The sequence below is a fragment of the Kitasatospora sp. NPDC059088 genome (assembly GCF_042738155.1).
GTDB lineage: Bacteria > Actinomycetota > Actinomycetes > Streptomycetales > Streptomycetaceae > Kitasatospora.
This window is the reverse complement of the sequence record NZ_JBHYGR010000058.1, coordinates 47,180-54,019: the sequence shown is the minus strand read 5'-3', so window position 1 is coordinate 54,019 and position 6,840 is coordinate 47,180. Positions and strand designations below refer to the sequence as shown.

The window sequence follows — 6,840 nt, the reverse complement described above, 5'->3', positions numbered from 1 at the left end:
GGGGGGGGGGGTGTGGGGGGCGGGGGCGGGGGGGGCGCGGCGGGGGGGGGGCTCGCCCCCACAACTCCCCGCGCGCGGGCGGGCGCGCGCCCGCCGCCCCCCCCCCCCCGGCGGGCCCGTCCTGTCAGGTCCCAGGCGTCAGGCCCCGGGTGTCATGGGTCAGGAGTCTCGGGGGTCACAGGGGGTGCTCAGGCGGTCAGTGACCGCCCGCGTCGACCACCTCGACGTCGGCCACCTCCCGCTCGATCTCCTCGGCGGGCAGCGCCACCCGGATCGCCCAGTAGTAGATCGCCAGCGCGAACACCGAGACCAGCGCCATGTCGTACCAGAGCGGGATCAGGCCGGTGCCGTTGCCGAAGCCGCCCTGCCAGGAGATCAGGCCGAGGCCCAGCAGGTAGACCGGCAGCCACTGGGCGGCCTTCCAGTTGAGCCGCGGCGCGTTGGGCAGGCGGTTCTTGATCGCGTAGGCCGCGTAGCCGCCGAGCAGGGCGTAGCCGAGCACGATGGCGATGCCCAGGCGGGACAGGGTCTGCCAGCCGGCCCAGTAGATGATCAGGCTGGCGACCACGAAGGAGACCGGGGAGATCACGCCGCCCAGCGGCAGCCGGTAGGAACGCTCGCGGTCGGGCAGCCGGCGGCGCAGGGCGCCGAAGGCCAGCGGGGCGCCGGCGTACATCAGCACGCTGGCGGAGGTGATGAAGCCGACCAGCTGCTGCCAGCTCGGGAAGGGCAGGAAGCAGATCACGCCGGTCACGAAGGACAGGATCAGGCCGAACCACGGCACGCCGTTCCGGTCCAGCTGCTCGAACTTCTGCGGCGCGTAGCCGTTGCGGCTCAGGCCGTAGGAGATGCGCGAGGTGGAGGTGGTGTAGATCAGGCCGGTGCCGGCGGGGGAGATCACCGCGTCGACCTTGAGCACGTAGTACAGCCAGCCGAGGCCGACCAGGGTGGCCAGGCCGGCGAACGGGCCGTCGATGCCGGGGAAGTCCAGCTTCGCCCAGCCGTTGGCGAAGGCGGTGACCGGCAGTGCGCCGATGAAGACGACCTGCAGCAGGGTGTAGATCAGGGTGCCGATGGCGACCGAGCCGAGCACGGCGCGGGGGATGTCGCGCTTGGGGTTGCGGCTCTCACCGGCGATCTGGATGGCCTGCTCGAAGCCGAGCAGGGCGAAGATGATGCCGCTGGTGCTGATCGCGGCGAGCACGCCCTTGGCGCCGAACGGGGCGAATCCGTGCGAGGTGAAGTTGGAGGCGTGGAAGCTGGTGATCGCCAGCATGAAGATCGTGAGCAGAGGAACGAAGATCTTCAACCAGGTGGCGATGCTGTTGGTCCGGGCGAGGACCTTCACACCGAGGAAATTGACCGCGACGAACACCGCCATCAGCATGGTCGCGACAATGAATCCGCTGGTGGTCAGGGTGCCGTTGGTGTGCTGCAGTCCGCTGGCCCAGGGCACGTCCTTGGCGTAGCCGATCATGGCCTCGACCTCGATCGGTGCCACGGTGGCCGCCTGGAGCCAGGAGAACCAGCCGAAGGACATGCCGGCCAGGCCGCCGAAGGCGTAGTGCGGGTAGCGCGCGGTGCCGCCCGAGACCGGGAAGAGCCCGCCGAGTTCGGCGTGCACGAGCGCGAGCAGCACGATGCCGACGGCGCCGATGCCCCAGGAGATGACGGCCGCCGGCCCGGCGGCGGTGACGGCGCTCTTCGCGCCGAAGAGCCAGCCGGAGCCGATGATCGAGCCGACCGAGGCCCACATGAGGCCGATGAGTCCGACGTGGCGCTTGAGCGACCGGTGTGCGGTCCCGGTGGTGCCGGAGCTCTGGTCGGGCGGCGAGATCTGGTTGAGGGAAGCCATGGATGATCTCTCTGTGTGTGGGGGCTCCGGGGTGGGCGGAGCGCGGAGAGTTGCCACACAGTAGGGCTATTCATAGACCTCTGCACAGATTCCATTGCTGAATGTTTACTTTCTTTGCCAGATATCCGTGCAGGTAGGGGGCCGTCTGTTCATGGGCGTGTTACGTGACTCGCGAGTAGGTTCAGTATTTGAGCGGCAATTGAGCTTCGCCGTCCGGTCCGGCAATATGGATCACCCACTCGTTTATGGGAATGACGCGAACCGCATAGCCATGCCGCCGGAGGCGCGGCGTAGGCTGGTTCCGTGCGTTTCGTGATCCTGCCGCCGCCGGTCCGCTAGCGGGCGGCGCACCGATCGGACCCGGCCGGGAGGCAGCGCCCCCGGCGCCGGGGCGATGACCGCCGCCCGCGTACCCCGCGGACCTGAACCGGCGAGCCATCGTGGAGTACCGACGCATGACCTCCTGCACCGCCGTGCCGTTCCGGCACGGCCTGTTGTCCATTTCCGCCGCCGCCGTCGCCTGGGGGGCGGGCGGAGCCGTGGCCGCGCTGCTGATGCGCACCAGCGGGCTCGGCCCGGTGGCCGTCTCCTGCTGGCGCTTCGGCGTCGCGGCGCTCTGTCTGGCACTGCTGCCCTCGGGGGCCGGGCGGGCCTCCGGCGGCGGGCGCGGCTCCGCCGTGCTGACCGGCCTCGGGCTGGCCGTCAGCCAGTGCGCCTACTTCGCCTCCGTGCACTGCGCGGGGCTGGGGCTGGGCACCCTGGTCACCATCGGGGCGGGGCCGGTGGTCACCGGCCTCGGCGGGCACCTGCTGCTCGGCGAACGCCTCACCGGGCGGGCGGTGGCCGCCGTCGCGCTCGCCCTCGGCGGGCTGGCCCTGCTGGTGGCGTCCCCGGCCGCCGGGCCGCGGCCGGTGCTGGGCGTCGGCCTGGCGGTGGTCGCGGGCGCGGGCCAGAGCGGGCTGACCCTGTGGGCCCGGGCCGGCGGGTCGGCCCGGGCCGACCGGGGCGCCTTCGTCACCGGCCTGCTCTGCCTGCTGCCGTTCGCGGCCTTCCAGGGCGTGCTGCCCAGCACCGGGCAGCCGGCGCTGACCGGGGGAGCGCTGCTGTTCCTCGGGACGGTGCCCACGCTGCTCGCCTACCGGTGGTACTTCTCCGGGCTGACGGCCGTCCCGGGCACCACCGCCTCGGTGCTGGTGCTGCTGGAGCCGGCCACGGCGGCGGTGATCGGCGTGCTGTTCCTCGGCGAGCCGGTCACCGCGGGCCTGGTGGCCGGTTCGGCGCTGCTGCTGGCCGCGATCGCGGCCCTGGCCCGCGCGTAGCGGGCGGCGCGGGCGGCGTGGCGCGGCGGCGTGCACCCGGGCGGGCGAGCTGTGGTCGCCGGGGGCGCGCCGCCGTGCTGTCGTGGGCCGCATGATGACCTCACGCGCGGCCCGGGTGGCCGTCACGACCGCGACCGCCGTCCTGCTCGCCGCCGGGGCCGCGGCCCCCACCGCCTCGGCGGCGGGGGCCGCCCGGCGCGACGTCACCGCCGCCACCTGCCGGGCTGCGGGCGGGCACGTCGAGGGCAGCGGCTACTGCGTGGACGCCGGTGGGGTGGACGCCTGGGGGGCGGAGATCGACGGCCAGGCGGTCAACCCGAACCCGCGCCCCGGGTTCGAGTGACCCGGCCGGTTCACGGCACCGGCCGGAGCGTCACCGGCGCCGGGGTCAGCGCCCGCAGCACCAGGTCGATCCTGACCTTGGCGGCGCCGGCCCGGTGCAGGGCGGCGGCGACCGCCCGCAGCTCCTCCGGCCCCGTGCAGGCGAGCCGCAGCTCCAGGTCGGCGTCCCCGGCGAGCGCCAGGCCGCTCTGGACCGCCGGGAACTCCGTCGCCAGCCGGTCGAAGTCCAGCGGCACCGGCCCGTGGCTGATCCGGGCGATGGCGTGCAGCGCCCGGACCTGCTCCGGACGGCCCGGAGCGGGTTCGAAGCCGTCCGGGACGAGCTGTAGCGGGGCCGTCACCGGTGCTGGAGGCGGGCGGTCGGGGTCGCGGTCGGGGCCGTGCCGGGGGCGGCCCCGACGGTGGCGGGGGTGGTGACCGGCGGGGCGACCAGCCCCGGGTCGAGCACCAGGGTGTCGACGCCGAGCGGCCGGGTGAGGTTGCGCAGCGCGGCCTCCCCGAGTTCGGTCCAGGCCTGGTCCGGCCCCAGGAGGGCGGCGAGGGCCTCGGGGCTGGAGAAGCCGACGGCGCAGCGGACGCCGTTGCGCATGCGGAAGAGGCGGAGGGCGGCGGTGCTTCCGGTGCCGGTGGTGGTGACCGGAACGTGCCAGACGACGCAGGCCATGCGGATGCTCCCGAGTGGGGTGGTGGTTGCTGCCGGAACTGCTCGTCCCGACGCTAGGCCGGGTCCTGCCGGACCGCGCCGGTCCTGACGCAGCGTTGACCGAATGGGGTGGTGCGTTGACGCACTCCTGACACCCGGCTCACCCGATTGGACTACACCAGTCCCGCGTCGGCCCGAACTCGGCCCGAACGGTGTCGTACAACCGCCCCAACCCCGCCCGTCCCGTACGGCTCCGGAGCGCTCCGCTTGCCGTGCGCCGCGCACCGGACCACGGTGGATCCGGCCGCCGGTCGCGCCCCGCGCGGGCTCCCGGATCCGACCGGCGCGCGCTCCGGGGCGGGGGGAGGTGGAGAGTGGGGCCCGGGACGAGATATCTTGACGTCAAGACGTTGGAGACGTGAAGCGGAGTTTCGATGACTGACTCGACCATCATCTATACGCACACCGACGAGGCTCCGGCCCTGGCGACCTACTCGTTCCTGCCGGTGGTCCAGGCGTACGCCTCGACGGCGGGCGTCCGGGTGGAGACCCGTGACATCTCCCTGGCCGGGCGGATCATCGCCAGCTTCCCGGAGCGTCTGACCGAGGCCCAGCGGATCGGCGACGCCCTGGCCGAGCTCGGCGAGCTCGCCAAGACCCCGAGCGCCAACATCATCAAGCTGCCGAACATCTCGGCCTCGGTGCCGCAGCTCAAGGCCGCCATCGCCGAGCTCCAGGCCCAGGGCTACGCCCTGCCGGACTACCCGGACGAGCCGCGCACGGCCGAGGACGAGGACGTCCGCGCCCGCTACGACAAGGTCAAGGGCAGCGCCGTCAACCCGGTCCTGCGCGAGGGCAACTCGGACCGCCGGGCCCCGCAGTCGGTCAAGAACTACGCCAAGACCCACCCGCACCGGATGGGCGCCTGGAGCTCCGACTCCAAGACCAACGTCGCCACCATGGGCGAGAACGACTTCCGCTCCACCGAGAAGTCCGCCGTGATCGCCGCCGACGGTGCCCTGCGCATCGAGCTGGTCGGCCAGGACGGCGCCACCACCGTGCTGCGCGAGAAGGTCCCGGTGCTGGCCGGCGAGGTCGTCGACGCCTCGGTGATGCGCGCCGCCGCCCTGAACGACTTCCTGGCCGCCCAGGTCGCCCGGGCCAAGGCCGAGGGCGTGCTGTTCTCGGTGCACCTCAAGGCCACCATGATGAAGGTCTCCGACCCGATCGTCTTCGGCCACGTCGTCCGCGCCTTCTTCCCGCAGACCTTCGCCCGCTTCGGCGACGCGCTGGCCGCGGCCGGCCTGAACCCGAACAACGGCCTCGGCGGCATCCTGGCCGGCCTGGACGCGCTGGAGAACGGCGCCGAGATCAAGGCCTCCTTCGAGGCCGAGCTGGCCGAGGGCCCGGCCCTGGCCATGGTCGACTCCGACAAGGGCATCACCAACCTGCACGTGCCGAGCGACGTCATCGTCGACGCCTCGATGCCGGCCATGATCCGCACCTCCGGCCACATGTGGGGCCCGGACGGCCAGGAGGCCGACACCCTCGCGGTGCTGCCGGACAGCAGCTACGCCGGCGTGTACCAGGCCGTCCTCGACGACTGCCGCGCCCACGGCGCCCTGGACCCGGCCACCATCGGCTCGGTCCCGAACGTCGGCCTGATGGCCCAGAAGGCCGAGGAGTACGGCTCCCACGACAAGACCTTCGAGATCGCGGCCGCCGGCACCGTCCGCCTGGTCGACGCCGAGGGCAACGTGGTGCTGGAGCAGGCCGTCCAGCCCGGCGACATCTTCCGCGCCTGCCAGACCAAGGACCTGCCGATCCAGGACTGGGTCAAGCTGGCCGTCACCCGCGCCCGCGCCACCGGCGACCCGGCCGTGTTCTGGCTGGACGCCGAGCGCGCCCACGACGCCGTGCTGATCGAGAAGGTCAAGGCGTACCTGCCGCAGCACGACACCACCGGCCTGCAGATCGAGATCAAGTCCCCGGTCGAGGCCACCAAGTTCTCGCTGGAGCGCATCCGCCGTGGTGAGAACACCATCTCGGTCACCGGCAACGTCCTGCGCGACTACCTGACCGACCTGTTCCCGATCCTGGAGCTGGGCACCAGCGCCAAGATGCTGTCGGTCGTCCCGCTGATGGCGGGCGGCGGCCTGTTCGAGACCGGCGCCGGCGGCTCCGCCCCGAAGCACGTCCAGCAGCTGGTCAAGGAGAACTACCTGCGCTGGGACAGCCTGGGCGAGTTCTTCGCGCTGGCCGCCAGCTTCGAGCACCTGGCCTCCACCACGGACAACGCCCGCGCCCAGGTGCTGGCCGACACCCTGGACCGCGCCACCGGCACCTTCCTCAACGAGGACAAGTCGCCGAGCCGCCGCCTCGGTGGCATCGACAACCGCGGCAGCCACTTCTACCTGGCCATGTACTGGGCCCAGGAGCTGGCCAAGCAGACCGCCGACGCCGAGCTGGCCCAGGCCTTCGACGCGCTGGCCAAGGCGCTGACCGAGCAGGAGAAGGCCATCGTGGACGAGCTCATCGCCGTCCAGGGCTCGGCCGTCGACCTCGGTGGCTACTACCAGCCGGACCCGGCCAAGGCCGCGGCCGTGATGCGCCCGTCGAAGACCTTCAACGAGGCGATCGCCAACCTCGGCTGACACCCTTCGGGTTGACGCACCGGGAGG

6 protein-coding genes are annotated in these 6,840 nt (G+C 72.6%); 3 read left to right on the top strand and 3 right to left on the bottom strand.

Annotated features, from left to right (window positions below; all coding sequences use genetic code 11):
• Positions 1-196: 196 nt before the first annotated feature.
• Entirely contained in the window at positions 197-1,855 is a 1,659-nt protein-coding gene (locus ACFWXO_RS24980; RefSeq protein WP_375885944.1) for an APC family permease, read from the bottom strand.
• Positions 1,856-2,310: 455 nt separating this feature from the next.
• Here ACFWXO_RS24980 and ACFWXO_RS24975 point away from each other — a divergent pair, with 455 nt between their 5' ends.
• Positions 2,311-3,174, top strand: a complete 864-nt coding sequence (locus ACFWXO_RS24975; RefSeq protein WP_380526079.1) for an EamA family transporter — start codon at positions 2,311-2,313, stop codon at positions 3,172-3,174.
• A 91-nt stretch (positions 3,175-3,265) separates the two neighbouring features.
• A complete protein-coding gene (locus ACFWXO_RS24970) occupies positions 3,266-3,517 on the top strand; it encodes a hypothetical protein (protein WP_360237083.1) in 252 nt (83 codons plus the stop codon).
• A gap of 10 nt (positions 3,518-3,527) precedes the next feature.
• Here ACFWXO_RS24970 and ACFWXO_RS24965 read toward each other — a convergent pair whose 3' ends face one another.
• Together ACFWXO_RS24965 and ACFWXO_RS24960 are read right to left on the bottom strand one after the other, a co-directional pair.
• Entirely contained in the window at positions 3,528-3,857 is a 330-nt protein-coding gene (locus ACFWXO_RS24965; RefSeq protein ID WP_380526077.1) for a hypothetical protein, read from the bottom strand.
• Positions 3,854-4,180: an SAV_915 family protein gene (locus tag ACFWXO_RS24960; protein ID WP_375885953.1), complete on the bottom strand. Its 327-nt coding sequence runs from the start codon at positions 4,178-4,180 to the stop codon at positions 3,854-3,856. The genes ACFWXO_RS24965 and ACFWXO_RS24960 overlap by 4 nt, the downstream gene beginning before the upstream one ends.
• 413 nt (positions 4,181-4,593) lie before the next feature.
• On the opposite strand from ACFWXO_RS24960, the gene ACFWXO_RS24955 reads away from it, so the two are divergent.
• Entirely contained in the window at positions 4,594-6,813 is a 2,220-nt protein-coding gene (locus tag ACFWXO_RS24955) for an NADP-dependent isocitrate dehydrogenase (protein ID WP_380526075.1), read from the top strand.
• Positions 6,814-6,840: the final 27 nt, after the last annotated feature.